28 protein-coding genes and 2 pseudogenes are annotated in these 25,874 nt (G+C 42.3%); 13 read left to right on the top strand and 17 right to left on the bottom strand.

Annotated elements, in window-relative coordinates:
* Positions 1–234: 234 nt before the first annotated feature.
* The 10 genes from V7K76_RS02525 to V7K76_RS02480 form a co-directional block, all read right to left on the bottom strand.
* On the bottom strand, positions 235–2,871 hold the full coding sequence (locus V7K76_RS02525; protein WP_334775965.1) for a chloride channel protein: 2,637 nt from the start codon (positions 2,869–2,871) through the stop codon (positions 235–237).
* Between the two features lie 512 nt (positions 2,872–3,383).
* Positions 3,384–5,018, bottom strand: coding sequence for an alpha-D-glucose phosphate-specific phosphoglucomutase (locus V7K76_RS02520; protein WP_334775964.1), 1,635 nt, complete (start codon positions 5,016–5,018; stop codon positions 3,384–3,386).
* Between the two features lie 358 nt (positions 5,019–5,376).
* Positions 5,377–5,550 (bottom strand): hypothetical protein, encoded by a 174-nt coding sequence (locus tag V7K76_RS02515; protein ID WP_334951745.1) that lies wholly within the window; start codon positions 5,548–5,550, stop codon positions 5,377–5,379.
* A gap of 174 nt (positions 5,551–5,724) precedes the next feature.
* Entirely contained in the window at positions 5,725–6,057 is a 333-nt protein-coding gene (locus V7K76_RS02510; RefSeq protein WP_334775962.1) for a clan AA aspartic protease, read from the bottom strand.
* A gap of 32 nt (positions 6,058–6,089) precedes the next feature.
* Positions 6,090–6,362 (bottom strand): hypothetical protein, encoded by a 273-nt coding sequence (locus tag V7K76_RS02505; protein WP_334775961.1) that lies wholly within the window; start codon positions 6,360–6,362, stop codon positions 6,090–6,092.
* A 227-nt stretch (positions 6,363–6,589) separates the two neighbouring features.
* Positions 6,590–6,763, bottom strand: a complete 174-nt coding sequence (locus tag V7K76_RS02500; RefSeq protein ID WP_334775960.1) for a hypothetical protein — start codon at positions 6,761–6,763, stop codon at positions 6,590–6,592.
* 17 nt (positions 6,764–6,780) lie between these two features.
* Positions 6,781–8,199 (bottom strand): aldehyde dehydrogenase family protein, encoded by a 1,419-nt coding sequence (locus V7K76_RS02495; protein ID WP_334775959.1) that lies wholly within the window; start codon positions 8,197–8,199, stop codon positions 6,781–6,783.
* Positions 8,200–8,352: 153 nt separating this feature from the next.
* Complete coding sequence (locus V7K76_RS02490) at positions 8,353–9,387, bottom strand: nitrilase-related carbon-nitrogen hydrolase (protein WP_334775958.1); 1,035 nt, start codon at positions 9,385–9,387, stop codon at positions 8,353–8,355.
* Between the two features lie 39 nt (positions 9,388–9,426).
* Positions 9,427–10,194 carry a red chlorophyll catabolite reductase gene (locus V7K76_RS02485; protein WP_334775957.1) on the bottom strand — a complete coding sequence of 256 codons (768 nt, stop codon included), beginning with the start codon at positions 10,192–10,194 and terminating at the stop codon, positions 9,427–9,429.
* Between the two features lie 256 nt (positions 10,195–10,450).
* Positions 10,451–10,732 (bottom strand): hypothetical protein, encoded by a 282-nt coding sequence (locus V7K76_RS02480; protein WP_334775956.1) that lies wholly within the window; start codon positions 10,730–10,732, stop codon positions 10,451–10,453.
* A 499-nt stretch (positions 10,733–11,231) separates the two neighbouring features.
* Here V7K76_RS02480 and V7K76_RS02475 point away from each other — a divergent pair, with 499 nt between their 5' ends.
* The 4 genes and pseudogenes from V7K76_RS02475 (at position 11,232) to V7K76_RS02460 (ending at position 14,897) form a co-directional block, all read left to right on the top strand.
* On the top strand, positions 11,232–12,833 hold the full coding sequence (locus V7K76_RS02475; RefSeq protein ID WP_335029655.1) for a S8 family serine peptidase: 1,602 nt from the start codon (positions 11,232–11,234) through the stop codon (positions 12,831–12,833).
* A gap of 206 nt (positions 12,834–13,039) precedes the next feature.
* A pseudogene (locus V7K76_RS02470) lies at positions 13,040–13,408 on the top strand (ATP-binding cassette domain-containing protein); the annotation flags it as partial.
* Between the two features lie 80 nt (positions 13,409–13,488).
* Positions 13,489–14,115, top strand: coding sequence for a Uma2 family endonuclease (locus V7K76_RS02465; RefSeq protein WP_334950499.1), 627 nt, complete (start codon positions 13,489–13,491; stop codon positions 14,113–14,115).
* Positions 14,116–14,453: 338 nt separating this feature from the next.
* Positions 14,454–14,897, top strand: coding sequence for a class I SAM-dependent methyltransferase (locus tag V7K76_RS02460; protein ID WP_334950497.1), 444 nt, complete (start codon positions 14,454–14,456; stop codon positions 14,895–14,897).
* Positions 14,898–15,206: 309 nt separating this feature from the next.
* Here V7K76_RS02460 and V7K76_RS02455 read toward each other — a convergent pair whose 3' ends face one another.
* Complete coding sequence (locus tag V7K76_RS02455; RefSeq protein WP_335029653.1) at positions 15,207–15,647, bottom strand: sunset domain-containing protein; 441 nt, start codon at positions 15,645–15,647, stop codon at positions 15,207–15,209.
* A 429-nt stretch (positions 15,648–16,076) separates the two neighbouring features.
* Here V7K76_RS02455 and V7K76_RS02450 point away from each other — a divergent pair.
* The 7 genes and pseudogenes from V7K76_RS02450 (at position 16,077) to V7K76_RS02420 (ending at position 20,493) form a co-directional block, all read left to right on the top strand.
* Positions 16,077–17,311 (top strand): annotated as a pseudogene (locus tag V7K76_RS02450) (RNA-guided endonuclease InsQ/TnpB family protein).
* 64 nt (positions 17,312–17,375) lie between these two features.
* On the top strand, positions 17,376–17,624 hold the full coding sequence (locus V7K76_RS02445; protein ID WP_334950493.1) for a hypothetical protein: 249 nt from the start codon (positions 17,376–17,378) through the stop codon (positions 17,622–17,624).
* A 69-nt stretch (positions 17,625–17,693) separates the two neighbouring features.
* Complete coding sequence (locus V7K76_RS02440; protein ID WP_334950491.1) at positions 17,694–18,218, top strand: isochorismatase family cysteine hydrolase; 525 nt, start codon at positions 17,694–17,696, stop codon at positions 18,216–18,218.
* Positions 18,219–18,443: 225 nt separating this feature from the next.
* Entirely contained in the window at positions 18,444–18,674 is a 231-nt protein-coding gene (locus V7K76_RS02435; protein ID WP_334950489.1) for a hypothetical protein, read from the top strand.
* A gap of 406 nt (positions 18,675–19,080) precedes the next feature.
* Positions 19,081–19,203, top strand: a complete 123-nt coding sequence (locus tag V7K76_RS02430) for a hypothetical protein (RefSeq protein ID WP_334950487.1) — start codon at positions 19,081–19,083, stop codon at positions 19,201–19,203.
* Positions 19,204–19,302: 99 nt separating this feature from the next.
* The gene (locus V7K76_RS02425) at positions 19,303–20,187 is read left to right on the top strand and encodes a substrate-binding domain-containing protein (RefSeq protein ID WP_334950485.1); all 885 of its coding nucleotides are present in this window, start codon (positions 19,303–19,305) and stop codon (positions 20,185–20,187) included.
* Positions 20,188–20,274: 87 nt separating this feature from the next.
* The gene (locus V7K76_RS02420) at positions 20,275–20,493 is read left to right on the top strand and encodes a hypothetical protein (protein WP_094343478.1); all 219 of its coding nucleotides are present in this window, start codon (positions 20,275–20,277) and stop codon (positions 20,491–20,493) included.
* Positions 20,494–20,552: 59 nt separating this feature from the next.
* Here the strand turns inward: V7K76_RS02420 and V7K76_RS02415 are convergent, their stop codons facing one another.
* A complete protein-coding gene (locus tag V7K76_RS02415) occupies positions 20,553–20,684 on the bottom strand; it encodes a hypothetical protein (RefSeq protein ID WP_334950483.1) in 132 nt (43 codons plus the stop codon).
* Between the two features lie 127 nt (positions 20,685–20,811).
* On the opposite strand from V7K76_RS02415, the gene V7K76_RS02410 reads away from it, so the two are divergent.
* Together V7K76_RS02410 and V7K76_RS02405 are read left to right on the top strand one after the other, a co-directional pair.
* Positions 20,812–21,510, top strand: coding sequence for an ABC transporter permease (locus tag V7K76_RS02410; protein WP_334950481.1), 699 nt, complete (start codon positions 20,812–20,814; stop codon positions 21,508–21,510).
* Positions 21,507–22,589, top strand: coding sequence for an energy-coupling factor ABC transporter ATP-binding protein (locus V7K76_RS02405; protein ID WP_334950479.1), 1,083 nt, complete (start codon positions 21,507–21,509; stop codon positions 22,587–22,589). The genes V7K76_RS02410 and V7K76_RS02405 overlap by 4 nt, the downstream gene beginning before the upstream one ends.
* Before the next feature lie 159 nt (positions 22,590–22,748).
* Here the strand turns inward: V7K76_RS02405 and V7K76_RS02400 are convergent, their stop codons facing one another.
* The 5 genes from V7K76_RS02400 to V7K76_RS02385 all read right to left on the bottom strand — a co-directional run bounded on the left by V7K76_RS02400 (position 22,749) and on the right by V7K76_RS02385 (position 24,690).
* Positions 22,749–22,973, bottom strand: a complete 225-nt coding sequence (locus V7K76_RS02400; RefSeq protein ID WP_334950477.1) for a hypothetical protein — start codon at positions 22,971–22,973, stop codon at positions 22,749–22,751.
* 52 nt (positions 22,974–23,025) lie between these two features.
* On the bottom strand, positions 23,026–23,283 hold the full coding sequence (locus V7K76_RS02395) for a hypothetical protein (protein ID WP_334950475.1): 258 nt from the start codon (positions 23,281–23,283) through the stop codon (positions 23,026–23,028).
* On the bottom strand, positions 23,246–23,437 hold the full coding sequence (locus V7K76_RS34540; RefSeq protein ID WP_442936164.1) for a DUF6972 family protein: 192 nt from the start codon (positions 23,435–23,437) through the stop codon (positions 23,246–23,248). The genes V7K76_RS02395 and V7K76_RS34540 overlap by 38 nt, the downstream gene beginning before the upstream one ends.
* Positions 23,400–23,927 carry a GNAT family N-acetyltransferase gene (locus tag V7K76_RS02390; RefSeq protein ID WP_334950473.1) on the bottom strand — a complete coding sequence of 176 codons (528 nt, stop codon included), beginning with the start codon at positions 23,925–23,927 and terminating at the stop codon, positions 23,400–23,402. The genes V7K76_RS34540 and V7K76_RS02390 overlap by 38 nt, the downstream gene beginning before the upstream one ends.
* Positions 23,928–24,096: 169 nt before the next feature.
* Positions 24,097–24,690, bottom strand: a complete 594-nt coding sequence (locus tag V7K76_RS02385; RefSeq protein WP_334950471.1) for a TetR/AcrR family transcriptional regulator — start codon at positions 24,688–24,690, stop codon at positions 24,097–24,099.
* Positions 24,691–25,874: the final 1,184 nt, after the last annotated feature.

The following is a 25,874-nucleotide window of genomic DNA, read 5'->3' as shown; positions in this document are numbered from 1 at the left end:
AGCCGTCTCTGCTGTAGGAGGGGAGGTAAGTCCTATTCTTGGGCGAAAGTCTATAGTAGTGGCACTCCCCCGTGATTACAGAAGCCCCAACTTCAACCGTACTCGGTAAGTTAAGGCAAGAGACGCGATGAATCGGCGTCTCTACAATAATCAGTCTTTTGTAGAGACGCCGATTTATCGCGTCTTTGAGATTTATAATTTTCATCAAAAAACCTTAACCGAACGGTATTGAGTTCACGTCTTAATTGCACCCCTAACCAAAATTACTGTACTTTCTACACCAGAGGCGATCGCTTCTGGAATATTACCTTGAATCGCCTGCTGCAACAATCCCTCGCGTGAAGCTCCCAAAACTACAACATCATAACCTTCGGTTTTTACTAGGTTAATCACACCTTCTGCAACTGAATTAGCTTGGACTGGGAGAGCAACTACACTGCTAGACAATTTGCGGCGACGCATCAAATGGCGAATGGCTTGTTCTAAAACTGACATATCTGGCTTAAGTTCAGATGCTTTAAACACCTGTGTCAGGCGAATTTGTGGTGCATTTCCCAATGTAATTAAAGCCGGTAACAATTTAATCGCCAGTTGGGAATTGGGGCCTCCAGCCATTGGAACTAGCCAGCTGTTGAAGAGGGGACTGGGGATTGGGGATTGGGGGGTTTCGCCTAATTTTACTAATACGACTTCGCAGGTGGCTTGGCGAATTATGGTATCTACAACGTTACCAAAAATCCGACCTGGGGTAGATGTGCTACCTTTCCATCCCATTAAAATTAGGTCGATGTGTTGTTCGTTGATTGTCTCTAAAATTGCTTGGGCGACATCGTGAGTAACTCGAATCTGCGTGTGTAGGGGAATTTGCCATTTTTTTGCTAAGACTTCTGCTTGTCTTAGCAAGCGGCGACTTTTTGCCGTTCTTACCTGTGTTTCTGACGGGGAACTGTGGCGGGGTATTAGCATCACTTGCACGCAATCTATTTCATAATGACGATCGCGGGCAATAGCTGCTGCCATAAGTAATAAAATACCCGCAGTTTCGGGATTAGCTACGGGCACTAATAATCTACCTCTACCGGTGCTGGGCGATCGCGTTTGGTAAACTATGTATGAAGGATCTGGTCGGAGTTTGGGGGTCGTATTTTCACCATTAAGATGGTCTGCTTCCGCCCGAATAATATCTCCACGGGTAATAATCCCAATCAGTTTTCGTCCATTTACCACTGGTAAGCGACTGATTTGATAGCGATCGAGTAAATACAGTACATTGCTTAGGGTGTGAATCGGTGTTACTGTCACCGGAGTGGTGGTCATAATTTCCCCTAAGGGAGTATTATTTGCTAAGTTGCGATCGCGAATATTGAGTAAATCTGATTGCGTCACAATCCCTACAAGCTTGCTCTCCTCTACCACTGGAAAGCCTCGATGATGAGAACGGGCGAATGCTTGAATTACTTCATCTAAAGGCATCTCTGTATCCAGAGTTTCTACCTGTTGCTGCATGACATCTTTGGCTGTCAAATTTGCCATTATCCCCCCTACCGGTGCTGCTTTTTGGATAATGATGCCATTCCACTCCAAAAGTTTGTCGTATAGCGAGCCTGGCGCTAACTTTTCAGCAACTAGATACGACGTTACAGAGCCAATCATTAAGGGCAGTACTAAGTTGAAATCTGTAGTCATTTCAAACACAATGACTATTCCCGTCATTGGCACTCTGGCCACCGCAGTAAAAAAAGCGCCCATTCCTGCCAAGGCATAGGTAATTGGTAATCCAGTCGCTATCCCGAAAGGAAGCAGCAGAGCGTGTTCTCCCATACCTACCAAGTAGCCAAGAGCAGCCCCAAGGGTCAAAGCTGGAGCAAATAATCCACCTGGGACACCAGAGCCATAAGCTACGAGAGTTAAGATAAACTGGGAGACAAAGGCGATCGCAGCTATTGACCAGCTTGCCTCACCTGTAATTAAAATTTCCCGCAGTCCTGTGTTATCTCGAAACGCTAGCGGTAGTAATGCCACAATTACCCCAGACACTAACCCAGCTAAAGCCACACGAGCAGGTAATCCAAAGCGTAGAGAACGGCGGTAAACAGTTAAGCTAGCAATAATCCCGCGATTGAATAACGCTCCCATCAACCCAGCTACAATCCCCAACACCAAATAGAAGGGAATATCTTGAACAAAAAACTCTGTCTTGGAAGCAGTTAATGCTAGATTGAGATCCAGGCTACGACCACCCAATACCCGCGAGACAACGGCACCGATAAAAGAAGCCAGAATCGCAGTGCCCAAGGTAAATTCAGAAAAATCCTGTAACAGCTCTTCTACTACAAATAATACACCTGCGATCGGTGCATTGAAGGCAGCCGCTAACCCGGCTCCTGCACCAGCAGCAATTAACTGGCGGCGGTGGTCTGGTGAAGTCGGAAACCACCGACTGAGTTGAGCTGCTAAAGCGGCGCTGACCTGAATTGTTGGCCCCTCCCGCCCTAAAGCTAGCCCAGAACCCAGTGCCAGAATACCACCAACTAACTTGACCAAGGCAACCCGCAAATCTAAAGCCATTGGTATACGCGCTAACACTGCTTTCACTTGAGGAATACCGCTCCCAGAAGTTTCTGGTGCTACGCGCTCAACCAACCATCCTGCAAGGAATCCAAAGGCAAGTCCGATACCTGGTAACACCAACCAAGCTGGTAGCAGTAGCGATGTCTGCACTCGCCAAGCACCTAGCAATCCCACCCCCGATTTTAGTAAGACTGCTGCAAGAGCAGAAACCAAACCAATCAGACAAGCTTCAAAAATTGCTAAACGACGCCGTGGTTGTAGCAGTTGCCGAAAGCGCTGGAAGATAGGTAAATACCACATGATATTAATTTTTTCAAGAAGAAGTCAGAATTCAGTTAGGTATTCTGTACGAGTGGCGGATAGCGTAGCCTCTTCTCTAGGAGAGCCTCTGCCAGCGAGTCCACAGACCTCTAAGTATAGGTTAAAACCGTACAACTCTTAGAGACGCGATCGCGAACATCCCGCTATAGCTACGCGACACTACGCGAACGTGGGCGAAAAGAAATTCCAACATTCTTACTTTAAGTGTAGCTCTTGGCGCTCAAAACCAAATCACAGATGAAGTCTTTTTTACCAATGGAACCCCACCTGCTCAGATAGATTTTACAGTTGGAACTGGCGAAGCATACATTGGAAGTCTTGATGGAGGAAACGCTGCTGACTCGGCTGTAAATTCTTTGGCAGCAAATACTTTCTTGGCTGATTTTAACTAATGACTAAATCGGCGGGCGGCTCCCGGACACCCCTCTTGTTGGGATGGGATTCCCGCCGATTTTCGTTGACTTTTAACTTTTGACTTCCGCCTTGCGGTACTAGGTGATTACAGTTGGCTGTTCTCGTCCTGTCAATTCGCGGATCTGGGCTATCTCCTCAACAATAGTGATTAAAGGAGCAAGTGCTTGCTGTGGATCGAGGTCATGTTTGGCGGGATCTGGCTCGTAACTTTCTAGGTAAACTCTCAGAGTCGCACCTTGAGTACCAGTACCAGAAAGTCGCACCACAATGCGGGAGCCATCGGTAAAGCCAATGCGAACACCTTGTTTTTCGCTAATGCTGCCATCAACAGGGTCGGTATAACTAAAGTCATCACTGTATTCAACTTGATAGTTACCGAACTGCTTGCCTTTAAGCTTTGGCAGTAAGGAACGCAGTCTTTCGATTAAGGTGTTAGCTGGTGCTGTCTCTATCTCTTCATAGTCATGACGTGAGTAATAATTACGTCCATAAGTCTGCCAGTGTTCTCGTACAATCTGCTCAACAGATTGCTGCCGGACTGCTATGATATTCAGCCAAAAGAGAACAGCCCATAGCCCATCTTTTTCGCGGATATGGTTAGAGCCGGTACCAAAGCTTTCTTCACCGCAGAGAGTAGCTTTACGTGCATCTAAAAGATTGCCGAAAAACTTCCAGCCGGTAGGTGTTTCATAGGATTCAATGCCAATTTGAGCCGCAACTCGATCTACTGCTTGACTAGTAGGCATCGATCGCGCTACCCCTGCTAAACCCGAACTATAACCAGGAACTAGCTCGGCGTTTGCGGCTAACACTGCCAGGCTATCGCTAGGTGTGACAAAGAACTTACGCCCTAAGATCATATTGCGATCGCCATCTCCATCAAAAGCTGCTCCAAAGTCGGGCGCATTCTCGCCGTACAAAATATCCACCAACTCATGGGCATAAACCAGATTTGGGTCAGGGTGTCCGCCTCCAAAGTCTTCTAGAGGTGTACCATTTTGCACAGTTCCCACTGGTGCGCCTAAACGTTGCTCGAAAATGGCATGGGCATAGGGGCCAGCCACCGCATGTAAGGCATCAATGCTAATCCGAAAATTTCCCCTTGTTAACAGTTGGTGAATGCGATCGAAATCAAATAGCGACTCCATTAATTCTTGATAATCATGTACGGAGTCAATCACCTCAATTACCGTCTCTCCCAAATGTGACTCACCCAAGGTTTCTAAATCTACATCTGGCGCTTCCAGAATTTGGTAGCTATCAATTACTTTAGTGCGATCGTAGATCGCCTCTGTCACCTTTTCCGGTGCTGGGCCACCGTTGCTAATGTTATATTTCACACCAAAGTCACCATTTGGCCCGCCCGGATTATGACTAGCAGACAAGATGATGCCGCCAATAGCCTGGTACTTGCGAATAATAGCGGAAGTTGCCGGAGTAGACAAAATCCCCTTTTGACCAACTTTAATCCGCCCAATGCCATTGGCCGCCGCTATTTTCAAAATGATTTGAATGGCTGGGCGATTGTAATAACGCCCATCACCACCCACAACTAAGGTTTGTCCCCGCAAATCCCCGACAGAATCGAAGATGGATTGGATAAAATTTTCCAGGTAGTGGGGCTGCTGAAAAGCTTTAACTGCTTTCCGCAGTCCAGAAGTACCAGGCTTTTGATCGTTTAAGGGTGTAGTAGAGACTTTACGGATGTTCATAGATAATCTTTAACAAGGCATTTTTCTCTTACAGCTTTGCATAAGTTTGTTACAAAAAAAATTGCCGCGCATTAAACCTTTAGACATCGACCGAATTTAAAAAGGAGGCAGGGGCAATACTGCTCGGATAAGCAGGGGAGGCAGGGGAAGCAGGGAAGGCATTCAAAACAAAGGGTGCTAGCTAGATGACTTTTTTGGGAATTCTAATATCCAGAAGATAAGGGTAGGATTTATCGTGTGAGAGCGATCGCTTTTCTATTCACAAGTTGGTTATTAACTCAAAGAATACTGTTACTTGCGATACCCGTGTGGAGTTGCTGCGCGATCGCTCAGGTGACATCTGATAACACCCTCAATACTACGAGTTTGATAAATTGATTCCTAACGCTTCAAGCTGCTGATTGATCCAAGCCGTTGCTGTTGCTTCATCGATTTCGTTGGCGGAGCCTCTCTGCTCTAACTGCTCAATTTCCGCCTTAGTAAACTGCGAAAGTTTGTAATTTGAGTCTTTGAGGATATCAGCTAGGTTCATCAGGCGTTACAGGATCTAGATAAAGGCTTAGTCTGTTATCGAGTGTAACGTTATTGTAGAAACCGACCAATAGATTTTCTTAATACTCTTTTTGAAAATGCGATGCCTCCGATGGGCTACGCCTACGCCAAGCAATGGGCATCATTCACCGTGAATGCTTTAGCTTTGTCAAGATTACAAAATTTCATCAACCAGGACAGTACCACCTTCATAAAAATCAATGCTGAGATGAGAATCCGCAAGTAGTGCAGTTCCCAGGAGAGGACGACGACCCATCGCCAACACAATAATTTCTCGCTCCGCACCGTTCCACACAATCTTTATTGCATGAGCATTTGTTGTAGTCTTAGAGTTGTCGGCAAGATTTGCTTGAATTTTAGCTATATATGGCAAGCTAAGTTTTGCAACCAGATCGGGTGGTAAGGTAAGAAAACCTTCAAACCCCGTATCAATAACAAACTCAATTTCTATATCTGACTTGTCTTCCAAACGAACCAAAACACTCATTCGTGCTTGAAGCCCAACCACCGTACCGTGTATCACTGTACTGTCCTGACTAATGAACCACCAACAGCATACACAGCATCATAACCAATCCTTTCTGCCCAAATTGCTGCATCAGGCTGTTTGGCTTGCAAACGACGGCTTGTTACCAGCAAATCATCACCAATTTCATATTCACCTGTTTCAACATTGATGGAAATTAATTTGCCAATATTCTCTACTGTCTCAACTTGGGAACGGATATGTTTTTCGTAGAATTCTTTACCACGTTGGACAATTTCTTCGTCACTTAGTTTCGGATAAGACATACAGGCAAGCTTCCAAGTAAAGCATTTGGTTAGGATCGCCCTATTTATTATAGTGTGCAACTTATTGTTAAACGACAAGCAAACGAGCCGCGATGCCTTTCATCTCATATTCCCGGCTGTCTTTGCCATACTTCAACACCACGCCACTGACCAAGTGAACGAATGGACTAGACATCTCCAGAAATTAAATATGCGTCACCCATAACCCTTGTAGAGACGTAGCAGTGCTACGTCAAAACAATTCTTTTTCGGAGATGTCTACTTGTGTTCTGAAACAAAACTATCAAAATTCTTCCAGGTGCTTTGGTGATTGTAGACGAAACTGTGGCAGAGGCGATCGCCTCTGGTAAAACAGATATTATCAAAATGCGATCGCCATTAGTTACGGGAATGAGTTGCATAGTGATGATGGCATTGGTCACTCCCCATTCTCAAACCACCAAGGGTCATTAGTAGTGTTAGTTTTGATCAAAATAGCTTTTTTTCGCATAAACCGTTTCAGCGCCGCCGCACCCATACGCGAACCTCCCATACCGGAGAATTTGAAGGCGTTTTTCTCTCCCTCGTGCATCATGGCGGTGAGTCCAGCATCGTTGATACTAATCGCACCTGCATCTATCTGGTGGGCAATTTCTAAGGCTTCGGCTTCCGAGGCAAATACAGCAGCACTTAATCCATAAATTGAGTCATTGGCTAAAGATACTGCTTGCTCTACTGTGGAAAAAGGCATCACTGGCATAATGGGGCCAAAAGTCTCTTCGGTCATCACTTTCATGGAATGATTAACCTGGGTAAGCACTGTGGGACGACACCACCAACCGCCACCTAAATCTTCTATGACACCGCCGCTGTGAATGACTGCTCCCTTTTCTACTGCATCTAGGAGATGATCGCTAATAATGGCTGCTTGTTTTTCAGCGATGATCGGGCCAATTTCTCCACTTTCGACTGTGGGATAGGCTAGTTGCAGGCGATGGGCTTTGGCTACTAGTTGATGGTAAAACTTTTCAAATATGGAATTTGCAACGTAAATTCGCTCAATTGAGAGGCATGACTGTCCGGCGTTGACGACGGAACCCCACAAGATGGCTGAGGTTGCTAATTCTAAATTAGCTGATTCTAAAACGATCGCAGGATCTTTTCCTCCTAATTCCAAAAAGGCTGGAATAAACTGTTTTGCAGCCGCCTGTGCAACTTTTCTTCCTGTCGCCACACTACCTGTAAAGCATACCAAATCTACATTTTCAATCAAAGTAGATCCGGTTGCACCTGCTCCTTCAACAAAAGTTAAAACGTCGTGCAGTTTGGGAACAGTGTTGAGTGCTGTCATTAGTGGTGCTACAAAGCGGGGAGTGATTTCACTAGGTTTGACAATGACAGCACAACCCGCCAACAATGCCGGAATGGTATCAATGGTAGATAGTAACAGTGGAAAATTCCACGGGCTAATTACCCCAACCAGGGGATAAGGCACAGATGCTTGTTGCAAGGCAATAAACGGAATCGCGGTATTTTTGGCAGATTCTTGCAGCAATTCCGGTGCTAACCGACACCAGCGATCGACGCTAGAGAGGAAAGAATCTATTTCTAATACCGAGGTTGATAATCTTCCCGTATCATTTACCAAAGCTTCTGTGAGGCGATCGCGTCCAGATAATATCGCCTGTTTCCACTGCTGTAAGGCTTCAATTCTTCCCTCTAAACCCAACTGCTGCCAGCGAACTTGTGCCCGACGCGTGCGCTTACACTGTTGTACCACCAGCCTTGGAGGCGGCGGAATAATTACGTAGTCAAATTTGCCAGTTCGGGGATTGCGGACTTCTATTGGTTTTGTCATGAGGAGGCAGGGGGCAGGAGGCAGGAGGCAGGAGGCAGGGGGCAGGAGTTGAGAATTATTCAATTTTGGATTTTAGATTTTAGATTTTAGATTTTTTCTTCAATCCAAAATTCAAAATCCAAAATCTAAAATTCTTCTGCCCCATTCCCAAATTCAAATTATGCCTAATTGGCTTAAGCGTTCAATGGTGGCTTGCTGTGTTTGCAGGAAGTGTTTGCGGTCTACTTCTGTTTCCAGCATAGTATTAGCGGGGTAAAAGTGTGATTGACGGTAACTTTCGGCGTATAGTTCAAATCGTTGGCGGGAAAGTAAATTATTTAACCCTGGTCGGCGGCGATCGCGGCGTAATGCGGCTAAATCAATCTCTGCAAATGCTGCCATGCTCTCGCCTGCACCTGTCTCTGCTAATACGATGCCGCGATGGTCAATGATTTTAGAGCCACCATCAGCCGAAGCAATGGGAATGGCAATATTAGCGATGCCTGCGGTATTAGCTGAAACTACATAAGCTAGATTTTCGACGGCGCGAGTGATTTTTGCTGCGTCTTTGGGGGTGAGGTTTTTGTTGTATACTTCCGAGGTGGAATGCACAAAAATCTCTGCTCCTCGCATCGCCAGACACCGCGCCACTTCTGGATACGAAATTTCTTCTGATGCGAAAGCTGCCAAATTACCGATCTCCGTTTTGGCAACGGGGAAAACTCCCTCTAAGCCATAGCAATCGAGATATTTATCCCAAACATCATGAGGTGTGGGAGCAAATAAGGAATTTAGCCGCCGATACCGCAAGACGATTGAGCCAGAAGGGTCAAGAATAAAGCTGGTTTGAAAGTACAATCCGGGAAAGTTGGGGTCAACTTCGTAGGCGTTACCTGCTAAAAAGATTTTATGCTTTTGGGCAATTTTACCAAGGGCTTCATACTCAGCACCAGCCATTTCTATACAGGCTTTTTCTGCCCATCCTGCGAGAGTATCTCCCATCGGGAAACCGGTAAGGAAATATTCTGGCAGTACAATTAAACGACAATCAAAGCCAATGAAAGCAATACTAGCAGCAATTTGTTGAGCTAGGCGGTTGATGGAGTTTTCCATGAGCGATCGCGCTTCGTGGCGATCACTGGTTTGGTTGACTGCATAGCAGGTAACTTGCAGTGCTAAAGCGCGGAATGATTCTATATTAGTGGGCATAGGGCATGGGACAAAGGACAAAGGACAAATGACCAATGACTAATGACTAATTCGATCGCCACCCCAGAGCGATCGCACAAGTTTCTCTGTCAATTCCGAGCCAAATATCTGCGCGGCAAATTTATTACCTGGATCGCGTTCCGCACTGATTCGGCGGAGCGCTAAATCACGAGCAGCTAAAGCGGTGCGTGCATCTTCTGGCACAGGTTCAGCTGCATCTATCCAAGTAAGCCAGCGATCGAGTGTTTCGTGTGCAAGTGTGCGAGTTAGTTCGAGGGTTTCAAAAGTTGGTGCGCCTGTGTAGCACAAGCTAACAGGTGATTGAAATAGACGAATATATGTACTTTTGCTGGTAAATACCTTGAGGTGTGAATCTTCCTGTAACTTTAAGAATGTTGGATTAACTGGCTCATAATAGCGATCGAGATATGCCAAATCGGTTAAAAGCTCAGTTCGGGGAATGTAATCTATATAAAAGAAAATATTTGGAAGTGTGCCAAACTCAAAGGCCAAATGAGGAACCTGAATATGCGACTTTAACCAAGTGGTGAGACGCATAGTGCTAAAGTTCGATTTTTCAGGGTTTCCTAGCCACGAATGCACTAGCCAGTCAATTTCTTCCCCAGAAAAACCAGTCAGTGAACCCTTCGCATTACCATCGAGACTGCTGTATTGCTGTAAATTTTCTACAGAAGGGTCTAGATGTAACTGAAAACGAGCCTCTAGTTTTTGACGGAGTTCTTTTGTAATCTCCCACAACTGCTCAAATACAGCTTTATTGTCTAGATCAGTTGGTTGCTGAGTCATAGTTTGAGTTTGTTAGTCTACCAAGGCTTATATTACATTGCAGACTGCGATCGCTCTCAACTTAACGCAAGCGTATTAAGTTCTATATTACATTTTGCAGTAACACCTTTGACACAATTTTGCAATAGCTTTGTCAATCTGATGTGCAATAGTTAGCTGATCAAACTGTTTAACGGAACTAGGCGGGTAACTCCCGCTTTTTTTAATGAGAATTACTAATGGGACTTAAACAAAAATGTATAAGGCGGGAGTGCCGTTACCGACTTTGTAATGCTATAGGACGTTCATGAATCTTTTTGGTTTGTGAAAGAATAGCAGCTTTTAAAAATGTCTCTTGAGTAGCATTTAGAATAGCTACTCCCTGAATATAATTTTCTTGTTTAAAAAAGATTTCAACTAAATCAAGGGCAGTGATTATTCTATCAATAGACGCTTTAACTTCAAATTTTTGACCTGAGACTAGAAAATTTTTGATATTAAACAAATCAACTATTTGATTTATTTTTTCTATTGTTTTTTGATTAGCGATTCCTGTCAATACTTCCTTAGCCGCAGCAGGTAATCCTTTAATGATTCTCAGTAATAATATTAATTTAGTCAGGTATGGAGATGATTTTGCGGTTGCTTGTTATTTTTGATTGGACTAAAATTGATTGACATTCAGGGAATGCGGGCAATATTTTCAACCCATCGTGATGAATTTTATCTTGCGATCGTCACTACCGACTAATGGCCAGACTAGGTAAAATTAAGCTAAGGCACTTACCAGTATTGAAGAAGAATTCAGAAGTCAGAATTCAGGAGTCAGAATAAATCAGTCGGGGATTCAGACCCGCGACTGATTGAAGACCACCAAATTTTCAATTTGGTGAGGGTCTTAAACCCGATTATTCATCCGCCAGTCGCACAGAATTCATTCTGAATTCTGACTCCTGACTCCTGAATTCTGTTCGATAAAATGCCCGGCTGTATCAAGGATATTGTTGCTACACGACTATATTTCTGGCGCTTTCGCCCCCAAGTCGAAAGGAGTACTAATGAGCAAAAAACTTATCTGTTGGGTAATTTTGGGAATGAGTGCTTGCTGTTTGAGCTTGGCAGTACAAGCCTCAGCATTAGAAGAAAGTTCTTTAGGGAAAAACGGGATTGATGCTCTTGTATTACATGAAGCGCCGTACAATTTAATCGGTCGCAAGATAGCCATAGGTCAGGTGGAAATTGGCCGTCCAGGAATGTTTGGTTGGGATAAAGCCGTGTCTAAAAATCGTGCTGTATCACCAGCAGGAGTATTTTTACGTGATGGACGGGCTAAGTCAAATAAGAATGTAGATTCTCATGCCTACAATGTGGCAGCAGTAATGGTGAGTAGAGATAAAGCTTTACCAGGAGTAGCCCCAGGAGCGCGACTGTATTCAGATGCTGTAGGTGATACAAAAAAAATGGGACAGCCACAAGAGTGCTTATCGGCACAATACATCGCCTTGCAAAACGGCGGTGATGTTCGCGCGATCAATTTCAGCTTTGGTGAACCACTAGAACGCGACCCACGACCAGAGCCTGTTTTAGATGGTAATGCTTTACTAACATTATGTGTTGACTGGTCGAGTCGCGTTCATGATACTTTATATGTAATTGCGGGGAACCAAGGCAAAGGAGGGATTTCAATTCCGACCGACAATTACAACGGAGTGAACGTGGCTTTTTCATCCCAAAAGAAAGGTATTTTTAACAAAGTAGCTGTTGACAATTTGGCAGGTGATGGCAAAGGAGTAAGTAGTCGCTTAATTGGTAAAGAGTTTGATATTAAAGGTCGTCACTCTATTAGTTTAGTAGCTCCAGGCAGTAATATTGATTTAATCAATCCAGATGGTCAGGTAAATCCGGGTTCAGGGACAAGTTTTGCTGCACCTCATGTTACGGCCACTGTTGCATTGTTACAGGAATTTGGGGATCGACAACTGCGTAAAAAACAACTCCATTGGAGTGTTGCTTCTCGGCATCACCAAGTCATGAAAGCTGTATTGCTCAATTCCGCAGACAAAATTCAAGATAGCGGTGATGGCTTACGCTTGGGAATGATGAAAACGCTGATTGATAAACAAGACAAAGACTGGTTAGCAACTGATGCATATAAAGAACCAAAAATTTCTTTGGATGCTCAAATGGGGGCGGGTCATTTAAATGCATTTCGAGCCTATGAACAATTTAGTGGCGGCGAATGGCAACCATCTGATGCTGTGCCTGGTATAGGCTGGGATTATGGCACAGTCAAGGCTGGAACATCTATAGAATATACATTAGCAAAACCATTAAAGGCGAATAGTTTTATTGCTATTACTCTGGCTTGGGATCGCCTAGTAGAATTAAACGATCTCAATCACAACCAGCAGTATGATGTTGGAGAGACTTTTCGCGATCGCGGGTTGAATAATCTCGACCTCTACTTGGTAAAAGCTAATGCTTTAAGTGAGGATATGGGTGTAGTTTGTAGCTCAATTAGCCAAGTTGACAGCGTACAACATATCTTCTGCCCTGTTCCGACTCAAGGTAATTATAAAATCCGGGTTCAGTTTCGCCATCAGGTAAATGAATCAACTCAACCTTATGGTTTAGCTTGGTGGAGTGTACCTGTTAACTAAAGAAGTAAAATTGAAGGTGGTTTCTACTCAAACCCTTGTTTTATATTTAACAGAAATTACGCATTGACAAATAAGACTATAAATGGGTTGCTGAAAATTAGAAAAGAATAAGCGATCGCTAGTCATACCAATTCACTAAAAGGAGAAATGATTCTTCATCAGTTAGAGAAATGAATACGCAAGTACTAAAGGTGTGACTGTTGTAAGACACTCTGTTATTCGATACCACGGTACAAGAGAATATTGCCCTAACTATGCCTGATGCCACACCATCAGAAATTGTGGAGGCTGCTAAGATTGCTTGTGCCCATGATTTTATTATGAATCTATCATCGGATTATGAAACCCGTGTTGGAGAGAGGGGTTCAGCTTTATCGGGAGGACAAAGACAACGAATTGCGATCGCTCGGACTGTACTACAAAATCCACCACTGTTGATTCTAGATGAAGCTACCAGCGCACTTGACTATGCTACTGAACGTCAGGTGTGCTTGAATTTAGCCCAAGTATTTAAGGGAAGGACAGTATTTTTCATTACCCACAGGTTAGGGACAATTCAAAATGCCGATGGAATCAGGGAATTCTCGATAATATTACTCCGTTAATGAATGATGTGATAATAGTTTCAGAGGTAATTATTCAAGAGGTCTGAATTGTGGTCTTTGCTCAAAGCAGTCCCCCAGAAGTAATAACAAGTCGCCTTACTTTAGACGAGTATTGGGCTATGGAAGAAACAAACCCAGAACGCCATGAATACCGCAACGGAGAGGTTATTACTATGTCGGGAGGATCGGTTACTCACAGTGCGATCGCCAGCAACTTCTTAATTTACTTGGGATTTTTACTGAGAGACACCGATTTTCGTTTGTATAATAGCGACTTGCGAGTTTGGATTCCTGAATATCAGTGTGGGACTTATACCGATTTGATGGTTGTTAATGGTGAACCAGAGTTCAATAACAATGTCTACGACAAGCCGCAAGAGCGTCTACGCAATGATGAAATTCTGAATCCAATGTTTATTGTCGAAGTTTTATCGCCCTCTACTGAAGCTTATGATCGAGGGGACAAGTTCAGAAAATATCGCTCAATTGCCAGCTTTTGTGAATATTTGCTTGTAAGCCAAACTGAACCCTACATTGAGCAATATCACAACTTGGATCGTAACAGTAACGATCGCTGGCTATGGCAAGTTCACTCTCACATTGAGCGGACGATTATGCTGCACAGTTTAAACGTAGAAATTCCCCTGACTGAAATCTATCGTCGAATTATTTTTTAAGGGTTGCTAAAGCTTCTAGAAATTGCGCTCACCGAACAAGGCAAAAGTAAAAAGTAAAAAGGCACTCATAAAGAAAAAGAAAAATGGTTTGAGAGCAACTAAATTTATTTATGGAATCAAATAAAAACATTTATTTCGAGATGCATAGCACGTTCGCCTTTGGCGTCTCGTAGAGAGAAATAATACAACTTTTTGCATTATTTATAGCTAGTAAGTTGATAGCCAAAAGTTTGTAATGCAAACTTCAAGATTATTCGTTTTTTGCGTAAAGTACGAAAATTGAGGTGAATAGTATTATATAACGGTATTTACTATGGATAAACTGGGGACAACGCTAATTGTCTTTTGATATTTCACCAACAGCGATCGCTTGGTGTCAGCAGCGATTTCCTGGTTCAACTATCAATTATGTAGTTGCAGATTTGTTAGCAATTCACTCACAATGGTATCAAGCTTTTGATTTTGTTTTTGAATGTCGTAATATTCAAGCTTTGCCCTTGAATGTGCGTTCTTGGGTTATTTCTTCAGTTACCTCTGTACTTGCTCCTGGTGGAATGCTGTTGATGATTACTCGTGTTCGAGACACAGAAGCTGAACCCTCGGTGACACCTTGGCCATTATCAAACTCAGAATTAGCACCGTTTAAAGATTTAGGGTTATACCAAGTAGAGGAACTTGTGTTTTTAGAGTCTGGGCAAATTGACGTTAAACAAGTTCGGATTGAATATAGAGATTTTGAATTCAATATAATTATTAATTTATCATTCCTAATTCCTAATTAAAAATTGATTCCCCTGCCTCTATTGGAAATCCTATTTCTGGTGGGTTTTAAAACCCTCAATGTCACATAAATAGCAATACTTGTCAGTTAAGGGGAAAAGGGGAAAGGGCAAGGGGAAAGAAAAAACCTTTAACCTTTACCCTTTAACCTTTTCCCCAAACCTAATTCCAAGTTGAAAATGCTTAACCGAGCAGTATTGACATAAATAGGAATTATTAATCAGGAATTAGGAATTTTTTCAAAAGGTCAAATTCTATATCCTACAGTCAAGGAAGTATTTGAAAAATCAACTACTTTTGCCCTGTTTAGATCACTTAGGCGCACGAAAACCGGCAAGTTGTGCTGTTGCTGGGTCTTTAAAACAAATATCCGGTTTGACTTTTTCGTAATCTAAGGTTTTGGGAAGGTGATAAATGTTGCCTCTCTTATTCGTAATTTTGCCTTTTACCTGTGCATCACTTGGGCAAGTTGTTTCGTTTTGTGGTTTCACTCCAAGATTTTGTGCTGCGGCTAAAACTGCTGCTTTATTCGCCGATACTGGCTTCTTAGAGCTAGAAGAAGTTGTATTTCCACCAGGGATAGGACTAGAGGCAGGACTAGATACAGGACTAGATGCAGGACTAGATGCAGGACTAGCTGGAGCAATCGCAGTTGGTGTTTGAGGCGTAGTGGTAGTAGATTCTTCCGGTTTCTGACCACAACTACTTAGCATCAGTACTGTACCTAACGTCAATACCATGCTTAGTGACATTCGTTTAAGTTGATTGTTCATTGCGATTAAATCTTGCTCCTCATCCTAAATATATTTAATTCCCAACATTTTACCCGATACTGACTTCATCACTCGCCACGTCGCTAGCACTTAAATAAGTGGTCGCCTAATCCGTAACCAATTGAACATTGGGTGGGATGCAACGCTAAAACTGAACTCTAACACTGAAATAACTAGCAATGTCCCCACAATCAGGTTTAACTATTACGCCGTAAGTCCCCCACTGAATTCTGTACTCGGAATCAGTGGCGGGATATAAGGCGGTTGATAAGGATTGCATCTAATATTAATTTTTTGCACAGCAAAGACAGATATTAGATGTATGACGAATCAACAATTATTTTCTTTTAGTACTTTACCGCAATATATATTTCTGATAAAATAGAGGTATTAAGGAGGTGATATTGAGTGCTACACAAAGTTGTACAAGTCCGTTTATATCCATCAGTTGAACAACAGATTTAATTAGCTCAAGCTTTTGGCTGTGCTAGATGGTGGTGGAATTATGCTCTAAATAAGTCGATTGAAACATATAAAGAAACGGGGAAAGGACTTAGCCGTGTAGCACTCAACGCATTTCTTCCTGAACTCAAAAAGGCAGAAGAAACCCTATGGTTATCTGAGTGTTATAGCCAAGTTTTACAGGCTACAACACTCAATCTAACTACAGCCTATAAAAACTTTTTTGAGAAACGTGCTGGATTTCCTAAGTTCAAATCTAAGCACGGAAAACAGTCCATCCAGTATCCTCAAAATGTCAAAATCGTAGATGCTAATGTCAAACTTCCTGGCAATATAGGGATAGTCAAAGCCAAAATACATAGAGCGATTGAGGGAAAAATCAAGACTGTTAGTGTGAGTAAAACGCCTTCTGGCAAATACCTTGCATCTATCCTGACTGAGTTAGAGAGTGAAAATCCGGTTCTTTTAGAAGGTAAGATATATGGGATTGATTTAGGACTAAAACACTTTGCTGTCGTCACTGATGGCGAGAAAGTGTCTTTTTACGATAACCCTAAACACCTTGCAAAACATGAGTTTAACCTCAAACGCAAACAAAAAAAATTAGCACGTAAACAAAAAGGGAGTAATTCAAGAAATAGATATAGAAAAGTTGTTGCCAAAGTTTACGAGCGAGTTAGCAACTCAAGGCAAGATTTTCTACATAAACTTAGTTACAAGTTGGTCAGCGATAGCCAAGCTGTCATAGTAGAGAATCTTAATGTCAAAGGCATGGTACGCAATCATAATCTGGCAAAATCAATATCTGATGTGGGCTGGGGAACATTCACCAACTTTTTAGCCTATAAGCTAGAACGCAGAGGTGGAAAGTTGATTAAAATTGATAGATGGTTTCCCAGTTCCAAACTCTGTTCTAATTGTTTCTATTCCGTTGGTGAGATGCCGTTAGATGTCCGTGAGTGGACTTGTCCTTATTGCAATACTCATCATGATAGGGATGGAAACGCCGCGCAGAACATTAGGGCAGAGGGCATCAGAATGATAAAGGCGGAAGGTTCAGCCGTCTCTGCTGTAGGAGGGGAGGTAAGTCCTGTTCTTGGGCGAAAGTCTAAGTTCAGGCACTCCCCCGTGATTACAGAAGCCGACACTGTACAAGGCAAGCTCCAAGTCAGTGTGGGTAGTTCACTAAAGAAGCATTCAGTATTGCTTTGATATCCGAGTTTTTTTCTCAGAGAGTTGAGTCAAATGTCAGATCCAAATTTTCCAGAGCAAGCAGGAGAGTTCGGCGTTGATGCAGCCATCGACACAACCGCAGATAACCTGATCAACCCAATTCTTGACGGTGTAGCTGATCGCATTCCTCGTGCTGAGGGATTTGAGCAAATGCTAAATACTGAAGTTGATCAAGTTATCAATAACGATATCAATACTGAAGTTAACAAAGGCTTCGGTGGAATGATCCAAGACACTGAAAATCTGTTTGACAGAGAATAACTTGTGTTCCTCCTTTAACAACTATTCAGTCCTGGAAATATGGGAGCAACGATATAAATTCTGGCACAAATGAGCGAAGTCCTTCTTGTAGTAGATATGCAAAACGGTTTTATGCCTGACAAATGCAGACATATTATTCCTACTGTCATTAAATTAATTGAGCGTTTTTTGGCGACTGGTAAACTCGTTAAATTTACAAGGTTTATCAATACTGCTGACAGTAATTATGTCAAACTAATTCATTGGTCAAGCTTGATACATGAACCAGAAACGAGCATTATTGATGAACTTCAGCCATATATACATAATATTTTTGATAAACCTTATTACTCGGCATTTACGGAGGATTTTTCGAGTTTTATTTTGATTAATCAAATCAGCAAAATATATCTTTGTGGAGTTGAAACTGATAGCTGTATTTTCAAGACAGCAATTGACTCTTTTGAGCGCGGTATTGAACCAGTAATTATCGAGGATGCTTGCTTTAGTGCTGGTGGTCAGCAAGCGCATGATGCGGGTATTTTCTTACTCAAACGTAATATAGGAAAAAACCAAATTCAGATGAGTAATCAGATTCTTGAGAAGATATCATAAGTACTAAAACTCAACATTCTTATTTTTCAATTAGCCTACTGCTTCTCTATGAGACGCTACAGCGAACACTTCGCTACGCTCCGTACCCTACGGGAACGCCAAGGGCGAACGCAATGACATAGTTATAAATTTTCCCGCCTACCTACTTATTTTGCAACTAAACCAACAGACTTAAAGCAACTATAGGATTTACGATCGACAATGTACTCTTATACTTTAAAAGCAATGCCAGTCGTATTTAATGTAGTAGATGTTGAGGACAAAGAGCATTACCTGAACTATGAAGGGATAGAGGAAACAAAGGTAGCTGATGAAGGATTACGTAACGATGATTACCTCGATGCTCAATGCTTTTTCGTCCTCCTCAAGAATGGAGATATACTACTTCTAGAAATGGCTAGACAAAATCAAGTAAGTAAAAACTTCCTTTACCGCTTACTGATGCCAGGAGAATAGCCTCCTCAACCGATAAATCTGTTCCACGAGCAATGGCTTCGACTGATAAGCCACTTCATGAAGAGTCCTGAGTTCCGAGTGCTGAGTGCTGAGTTAAAAGACCGCCCACGAACGCGAGTGTGTCCGCACCAGAGGGGCGGGGTATCAACCCACTCTCTTCAGTATCTTCTAAGCTGTATCCTTCTTCTTTCGCAACTGCAAGAAGGAGAAAGTGGATTAGTCGAAGTTTATCTTCATGAGATAGTTGACTGACGGTTGGTAAAATTTCGCCCAGAGCCATATCGCTTATTTTGAGATGATACACGTTTAGTTTAGCTCAGTCATCATCAGCACTTTCCCACTGAGTCAGGGAATTATTTCAACACTTTTTGCAACTCAACCAACCAGATTGAGGAGTTACAATGCAGTGACTTGTTATGATGCTGCCAACACCAACAAACCTAACTACCTGACGTTGGGTAAAAACTTAGATGTCAGCATCTTATCAAAAATCCTTCTCATCAGAAAAATTGTCTTGAAAACAACATAAATATTGTTGCCTTCCTACTCAATCTTGCTTATAGTGTTCAATGTAAGCTTTACTTGCCATAGTAAAAAATATTGGCACATAAATTGCTAGGAGAGTGCAATGATCAATCATCGGGCTTTGAGTCATGGATGTTTGGTAATTTTCGTGGCGATTCTTTGCATCGGCTTTGGTAGTATAGTCAACCAAGAGCCAACTCTGGGACAGTCGTCATCAGCGAGTAAAAACGTCATTGTGGCGATGACAACCAGCATTGAGGATAGTGGGCTGCTAGATGATTTAGTTCCGGCGATTGAAAAGAAAACAGGATATAGGCTGAAAAAGGTTGCAGTCGGCACCGGACAAGCTTTAGCTCTGGCTGAAAAAGGTGAGGTTGACGCGCTATTCGTCAATTCACCGAAAGCCGAACGCAAAGTTTTGGCAGGCGGTGCGGTGATTAATCGCCATTTGGTAATGCACAATGACTTTGTGATTGTCGGGCCAGATGCAGACAAAGCAAAGATCCGAGGGAAAAAGAATGCTGTGGAAGCATTCAGTCTGATTGCCAAAAATCAAGCATTGTTTGTATCGCGGGGTGATGACTCAGGTACTAACAAACTAGAAAAAGATTTATGGAAACAGGCAAACATCACACCATCTGGCAGTTGGTATCAGCAAACAGGTTCAGGGATGGGACAAACATTGCAAGTCGCTAATCAAAAATTAGGATATACCTTAGCAGATCGAGCAACCTATATATTTCAGCAGAAAAACCTGTCTTTGCCAATACTGGTGCAAGGAGATAAGAAACTGTTAAATCTCTACCATGTGATGGAAGTGAACTCAAAAAAATTCCCCAGAGTCAATAGTGCAGGAGCTAAAGCGTTTATTAATTTTGTCTTATCTCCTGAAGGACAGACAATAATTGCAGCCCACGGGAAAAAAGAGTTCAAACAACCGTTATTTTATGTTGATGCCGGTAAAACGGAGAAAGATTATGGATTTTAAAGAAACTTCTATATCACATAATGAGCCAAAAAATTGTTACAATTGGACAGAATAGAAACTATTCTTTTCTATACCAGGAGTAAGCTCATGACAACCCAACAAAACTTGTCCAAAACCGACCCACACTACCATACAGCGAAAATCAAAGGTCAGTTGAACGATCTAATCACACACTTACGTGAAGATATTACCAAAATTGAAGAACCAAAGGCTCAGGCTCTTTTTGAGACTACAGCCGAAGTTCTCAAGGGTCTGGTGAATGCTTACAATGATTACGATCAACACTCTGAGGAAGCCTGGAAATAAATTACCATAAGGTTTCCTAACTAACTGAGGTACACCCAAATCTTTTTTACAAACGCCATCTACTCAAAGATGGCGTGAGGGGGATTTTGGTGATGATTTTCGTATTTGCACCCAAAGTCGGGTAATTCTTGCAAGTTTTCTTGTGTTGTAATCCATTGCAGTCGAGGATCTGTCTGCTTTCCCTTCGACATCGCATCTCATAGCAGATGTGTAGCATTTAGACAGACAACCTCAACTAATCTCCCATATTCTCCTACTTCTCTGAGTATAGATATCTGGCGTTTGACAGCAGCAATCAGATTGTCAGGGTAATAAACTGTGAATACAATCATCGAAGGGGCTGTGAAAGCTCTTGAACTATTAACCAGTGGCGATAGTGACGTTTTCCAGGTAATGACAATGACATTGTTCGTATCTGGGACAGCTACAGCCATTAGCGTTTTACTGGGACTACCATTAGGACTATGGCTAGCATTAGTGGATTTCGTCGGCAAGCAGACTCTGACTAGTTTGATTAACTTCGGTATGGGATTACCACCCGTCGTAGTCGGTTTATTCGTCAGTCTATTTTTGTGGCGGTCTGGCCCGTTCGGAAATCTTGATTTGATGTATACACCCACAGCGATGATTATAGCCGAAGCCATCATTGCTTTTCCAATTGTTGCTGGCTTCAGTTTTGCGGCAATTATCAGTATTAATCCGAAACTACGCTGGCGACTGTTATCAATGGGGGCGACACAGTGGCAAGCCAACTGGTTGCTAATCAAGGAAGCACGGTTAGGGTTAATGGCTGCAATTATGGCTGGTTTTGGTCGCGTCATCTCAGAAGTTGGCGCATCCATGATGGTGGGCGGCAATATCAAAGGGCAGACTAGAGTCCTGACTACAGCGATCGTCTTAGAAGTAGGCAAAGGAAATTACGATGTGGCAATGGCGATCGCATACATCCTCCTGATCATCACATACACCGTTATCGTGTTACTGACTATCCTACAGCATGACAAGAAAATTCTATGAGTACTAACGAGTATGTCCTGAATATGCGACAGGTTAGCGTTGATAGCAAAACACGTAAAAATATCCTGTCAATTGAAAATTTTGCAGTCCGTCCTGGAGAATTGGTTGCTGTGCTTGGCCCCAATGGTGCTGGTAAAAGCACTCTGTTAAGAACAATCAATCTCTTGCAACCTTACCGTGGTGAGGTGCAATTATTTGGAGAGGATGTCCGCAATGCCAATAAAACATTGTTGCGTCGTCGTTCAGCTTTGGTATTTCAGGAAACCTTACTACTAGATGACACTGTTTTTAATAATGTTGCCAAGGTATTAAAGTTTCGTGGCACACCAACACACAAGATTAAGCAAAGGGTATATACTGCACTGATAGCTTTTGGCTGTGAACACTTAGCAAATCAGTCAGCTCGTTCTCTGTCGGGTGGTGAAGCGAAACGAGTTTGTATTGCCTGCGGTTTAGTCGCTGATTCCGAATTGCTGCTGTTGGATGAGCCTTCTGCCTCTTTAGATGTGGGAATACGTCCCCAGATGATTGAGAAAATTAGACAATTAGCCCAAGAGAGGGGTTCAGCAGTTATATTAGTCAGTCATAATTTTACAGATATACTGCATTTTGCCGATCGCGCGATCGCTTTATTTGATGGCTGTATTATCCAAGATGATAACTTGGAAACCATCATCCGCCGACCAGCTAACGAGCAGTTGGCCAGACTGGTAGGGATAGATAATATTATTCCGTGTCGGGTAGAACAGAGTAACCGTGGAAGTCTTATCAAACTTGCAAACGGCATAGAGTTTTTATATCCTGGGGAAATCACCAAGCCAATTACTTCATGTTGTTTATCTGGCGATACTTTCAATATTTTCGATGCCAGTTCTTCAATATTGCATAAACCTTGGTCAGTAATTATTGAAGGGCTAGTAGAACGGGTTTTAAATGGTATTGGGATTTGTAGTATTTGGGTGAAGGTGGGAGAACAAACTTTAATTGCCAGAGTGCCTCGGAATCATATATTTGGCAATGTATATCCCCATGAAATAATTAAGCTGGCATTCAATCCTCAAGATGCACATTTTGTTTAGGAAAAATGGCATTACTGACCCTCCGATAACCCAATACGGTTCAGTTAAGGAAATTATCGGTTGAGATAGGCTGTTCTTGAGCAGGGGATGCAGGGGGAGAAAAAAGGGCTTATCTGAACCGTATTGTGCTGTATCAGCGATGCCTACGGCTGGCTACGCCTACGCATTTGTTATTTCAGCGACTCCATTTGTTACTTCATCTGGCACGTAAGGCGATCGCATTATTATTTGCACCTTACCGAGAAATTGGAATAATTGGCATTGCTCAAAAGGTGTGAAGGCGATCGCATCCAGGGTTCTCGGAAGCTCAGATTTGCAATTCAGAGTCGTTTGTCGGCATGAAAGTAAGAAAACTGATTGCACAGATGAATTCACAGAAATCATGTTTTGTCAACCAAATGTTATGCAGCTTTTCTGCAAGAGTTGAAGCCCATAACTAGAGAACTTCTTCAGCCAAAAGTTGTCCCTTGACTCGTTCATATTCATCTTCAAGAAGCCATTCTTGGGCGGCTTGATAGTTAGAGTGAGTGACTATAAGTTGATAGTCAGATGCAGGGTTAAAAATACGACAAGTGCCATCTCGATCGCCAATTAACATGAGAATCTTAGGTGGAAAAAGAACTGGATCAACCCAGAGTTCTAGAAACTTCCAGGTTTTAGCTTGTTCTGCGAGGGCTGGTGCGTGGGATTGCATGATATTCACCTGTCGTCTTCACGATTTTGATCTCACCGTAGTAAAGTGGGATTTGGCTCCCATCTGCTTTAATTATGTAACCGATAGGCTCTGAAAAGTAGAGTCCATATCGTTGCTCAACTGCTTCTGAGATTTGCTGTATCTGTCCAACCATAAGCCACCTCAATTAATGGTTTCCCACCAATTTCAAGCTCTTTTTCATAAACTGGTTTTCCGCCAAGCGCAGCATAAAATTGACACGCAGGATTATTGACCAAAACCCACACTAGCATAGAATTGATACCTGACCGACTTAGCCTTTCCACAACTGCCTGCGCCAAACAACGTCCAATTCCCTTTCCTTGGTGGTTTTGTAGGATGTAGATTGCAGTCAACTCGCCTTTATACACCGGATTACCTGTGCGCTCCACCCCTCCATTCGCAAAACCGACAATCTCACCGGGTTCTTCCTCAGCAACATAAGTAAAGTTGCCATCTTTTGGAGCGTGATTCAAAATTTGATACCAACCGTTCGCTCTTTGCTCATAAGATAGGTTCGTCAAATGCTCATCTGGCACAATGCCTCGATAGGTCGTTCGCCAAGTGTCTACATGAACCTTAGCAATGGTAGGTACATCGTGGTGGGACGCTTCTCTCACAATCATCGGTAATTCTATTTCTGACTGCTCCGAACCTAGTAGTCTGTCAAATTCATTTTGACGGTTAGAGAGACGCGATAAATCGCCGTCTCTACAAGGAATTTATCCGTCAATTAGTTCTTGACAGACTACTAGTTTTAGTGTGATTTTTTATATTAAATCATAATAATAAACTTCATGTAACGCTGGATTTTGATGCAGTCTGGATTAGGGTTGCCGCAACTTTTTTCGCCTGTGAAGCGGTTGACCAACTTCCTTCCATCATCGCCACCACGATCGCACCTTGCACCAAAAGAAGTAGTTGCCTGGCTAACTGTTCCGGTGATGAAACTTCTGCGGCTTGAGCTAGACTCTTGATGTAGTGGTAAATCGATTGTTGATGCTCCAATGCCACTCGATGTCCAGGATGGTCAGCATTGGCTAGTTCCACTGAAGCATTAATGAATGCACAACCTCGGAAATCTGGCCCTTCAAACCATTCCCGTAAAGCATCAAATATTGCCAATAGTTGTTGGGATGGGTTAGAAGCTTGTTCCTCAATCGTGGTTTTGAGCCATTCGCACCATTCTACGTCCTGTTGTCGCAGCCACGCTTCAATCAATGCATCCTTTGACTTGAAATGATTGTAGAGTGACATTTTTGCAACGCCAGATTCCGCAATGATTCTGTCAATACCGACATTGCGAATTCCCTCTCGATAGAACAAACCTGATGCTGTACTTAGGATGCGATCGCGAACAGATTTACGGGTTGTTTTTACTTTACTCATTTAGATCGCATCCTTGAATAATGTTTAATTTTTCAATGCTTGATAAATAATAATGACAAAAATCTTATCATTTTCTCAATGATTCAAACCTGAATCTTGACTATCTTTTTGAAGTGACAGGCTGAATATAACAAAAATTGGAAATTAGAAAACACTCTTAACTATCCTTTGATTCATTGTAAAGATCAGAGTGTTTAATCTATAGAAATTTTATGTGATTTGTGGAAATTGGCAGTGTCCAGATCCCCGACTTCTTTGAGAAGTCAGGGATCTAATTTTTCAATGATTTAAGGATGTTATCGATTGCTTGTCCTATTCTTTCATTCGCCAAAACTTCGATTCTTTCTAAGAACTTAAAAAAACTATCTGTAAATAATAAAAGGTTTATCCCAAAAGTGATTGATGAACTGCAAGCAGACCAAAGTCCCCCCGAACTTCAGAACTGCTACCGATCAAATACTTCTACAATCCTCCAGAGACTTGCGAAGCAAGACCATCAGTTCATCAGACAATTGGTTAACTTATGGGATTTGGCTTCATCACTACAGCGCAAGTGCTTGGAGATCCTTTGTGCGTGAAGTGGTTTAGATTCCCTATAAATAAAGAATATCATACATTTGGCCAATTTACTTGCGCTGAGAAATTAATTTACAAACAGTATTCGTGGTTACAATTAGTCATCACGGCAGTTCCTCCTGGGGGAAACCCCCAAGAAAGCCTCAAAGCCTATAATTGCGTTATTCTGTTGTTGAAAGTTGAGAAAATATCGTCGATTTATCTTTGGAGATATATCTATAGTGAGGACAGAAAGTAAATCATTTATCTCTTACTTTCCAGTTAGAATGGTCTGTCTATTTTCTTGAGTAAAAGTCTTTTATATAGAATGATTGGGATTAATTAAAATCTAGACAGAACTGTCTATTATAAACTGGTTTTCTTACTATTTTGCAATATTAATTCGCGTTATTGTTATCAACTTTACTATTATTAATTAAAAAGGTTGATAGGATTTTGAAATCAAGGAACTCCAACAAGTTTCTGACAAAAATTACATATTAGAAGAGTCTGTCTTCTTATCAGCTATTGCACAAGGAGCAATCAGCCATGCCAATGAAGTTGTTTAAGTGCGACGAAACTATCCCTGAACGGGAGAAGCATATATATATTAAAGAAAAAGGAGAAGA

It is taken from the genome of Nostoc sp. (genome assembly GCF_036917975.1).
GTDB lineage: Bacteria > Cyanobacteriota > Cyanobacteriia > Cyanobacteriales > Nostocaceae > Nostoc.
The sequence above is the reverse complement of the archived record's forward strand: the minus strand, read 5'-3'. Positions and strand labels throughout refer to the sequence as shown.

Coding starts and splice junctions, on each gene's coding strand:
- V7K76_RS02525 (WP_334775965.1), bottom strand. CDS start 2,871: ATGTGGTATTTACCTATCTTCCAGCGCTTTCGGCAACTGCTACAACCA.
- V7K76_RS02520 (WP_334775964.1), bottom strand. CDS start 5,018: ATGAACATCCGTAAAGTCTCTACTACACCCTTAAACGATCAAAAGCCT.
- V7K76_RS02515 (WP_334951745.1), bottom strand. CDS start 5,550: ATGAACCTAGCTGATATCCTCAAAGACTCAAATTACAAACTTTCGCAG.
- V7K76_RS02510 (WP_334775962.1), bottom strand. CDS start 6,057: ATGAGTGTTTTGGTTCGTTTGGAAGACAAGTCAGATATAGAAATTGAG.
- V7K76_RS02505 (WP_334775961.1), bottom strand. CDS start 6,362: ATGTCTTATCCGAAACTAAGTGACGAAGAAATTGTCCAACGTGGTAAA.
- V7K76_RS02500 (WP_334775960.1), bottom strand. CDS start 6,763: ATGCAACTCATTCCCGTAACTAATGGCGATCGCATTTTGATAATATCT.
- V7K76_RS02495 (WP_334775959.1), bottom strand. CDS start 8,199: ATGACAAAACCAATAGAAGTCCGCAATCCCCGAACTGGCAAATTTGAC.
- V7K76_RS02490 (WP_334775958.1), bottom strand. CDS start 9,387: ATGCCCACTAATATAGAATCATTCCGCGCTTTAGCACTGCAAGTTACC.
- V7K76_RS02485 (WP_334775957.1), bottom strand. CDS start 10,194: ATGACTCAGCAACCAACTGATCTAGACAATAAAGCTGTATTTGAGCAG.
- V7K76_RS02475 (WP_335029655.1), top strand. CDS start 11,232: ATGAGCAAAAAACTTATCTGTTGGGTAATTTTGGGAATGAGTGCTTGC.
- V7K76_RS02455 (WP_335029653.1), bottom strand. CDS start 15,647: ATGTCACTAAGCATGGTATTGACGTTAGGTACAGTACTGATGCTAAGT.
- V7K76_RS02445 (WP_334950493.1), top strand. CDS start 17,376: ATGTCAGATCCAAATTTTCCAGAGCAAGCAGGAGAGTTCGGCGTTGAT.
- V7K76_RS02440 (WP_334950491.1), top strand. CDS start 17,694: ATGAGCGAAGTCCTTCTTGTAGTAGATATGCAAAACGGTTTTATGCCT.
- V7K76_RS02435 (WP_334950489.1), top strand. CDS start 18,444: ATGCCAGTCGTATTTAATGTAGTAGATGTTGAGGACAAAGAGCATTAC.
- V7K76_RS02425 (WP_334950485.1), top strand. CDS start 19,303: ATGATCAATCATCGGGCTTTGAGTCATGGATGTTTGGTAATTTTCGTG.
- V7K76_RS02420 (WP_094343478.1), top strand. CDS start 20,275: ATGACAACCCAACAAAACTTGTCCAAAACCGACCCACACTACCATACA.
- V7K76_RS02415 (WP_334950483.1), bottom strand. CDS start 20,684: ATGTCGAAGGGAAAGCAGACAGATCCTCGACTGCAATGGATTACAACA.
- V7K76_RS02405 (WP_334950479.1), top strand. CDS start 21,507: ATGAGTACTAACGAGTATGTCCTGAATATGCGACAGGTTAGCGTTGAT.
- V7K76_RS02400 (WP_334950477.1), bottom strand. CDS start 22,973: ATGATTTCTGTGAATTCATCTGTGCAATCAGTTTTCTTACTTTCATGC.
- V7K76_RS02395 (WP_334950475.1), bottom strand. CDS start 23,283: ATGCAATCCCACGCACCAGCCCTCGCAGAACAAGCTAAAACCTGGAAG.
- V7K76_RS34540 (WP_442936164.1), bottom strand. CDS start 23,437: ATGGTTGGACAGATACAGCAAATCTCAGAAGCAGTTGAGCAACGATAT.
- V7K76_RS02390 (WP_334950473.1), bottom strand. CDS start 23,927: ATGATTGTGAGAGAAGCGTCCCACCACGATGTACCTACCATTGCTAAG.
- V7K76_RS02385 (WP_334950471.1), bottom strand. CDS start 24,690: ATGAGTAAAGTAAAAACAACCCGTAAATCTGTTCGCGATCGCATCCTA.